Raw genomic sequence first — 647 nt, forward strand, 5'->3', positions numbered from 1 at the left:
GCTCCAGCTCGAACACGGCCGCACCACCTGAACGAAGATCACCAACCGTCACGAGACGTTACCGAGAAGGGTTCATTGCGCACTGTGGACTTGGCGGCTGGTTTTGTGACGTCCTCATTCTTCGAGGTGCGGGGCTTGGTGCCCTTCTGATTGCCGTGTTCCTGCACGTCATTGCGCACTGTGGACTTGGCGGCTGGTTTTGTGACGTCCTCATTCTTCGAGGTGCGGGGCTTGGTGCCCTTCTGATTGCCGTGTTCCTGCACGTCATTGCGCACTGTGGACTTGGCGGCTGGTTTTGTGGTGTCCGTACGCTGCGACTGCTTCGGGTCGGTGCCCTGTGCATCCCGGTTCTGGGGCTGCTTGCCCTCCCGTGCTGCAGTCTTGGCCTTCTGCTGTTCCTCGGCGTTCTTCTCGCGGAGCTTGTGGGTGCGTTCGGTGACGCAGGTGTCGTAGCCCCCGCATTCGACCCGGGCCTGCTGGTACAGCGGGTCGGCGTTGGACTTGCGGGCCTTCTTGGTGGACTTGTCGATGTCCTCGGCGTTCTTCTCGCGGAGCTTGTGGGTGCGTTCGGTGACGCAGGTGTCGTAGCCTCCGCATTCGACCCGGGCCTGCTGGTACAGCGGGTCGGCGTTGGACTTGCGGGCCTT

The 647-nt window shown here is 62.3% G+C and carries 1 protein-coding gene; it reads right to left on the reverse strand.

The window, feature by feature from the left end; all coding sequences use genetic code 11:
• Positions 1-38: 38 nt before the first annotated feature.
• Positions 39-263, reverse strand: coding sequence for a hypothetical protein (locus JL475_RS38555; RefSeq protein WP_202282856.1), 225 nt, complete (start codon positions 261-263; stop codon positions 39-41).
• Between the last annotated feature and the right edge of the window lie 384 nt (positions 264-647).

Source organism: Streptomyces sp. M2CJ-2, from assembly GCF_016757295.1.
In the GTDB taxonomy this organism is placed as follows: Bacteria; Actinomycetota; Actinomycetes; order Streptomycetales; family Streptomycetaceae; genus Streptomyces.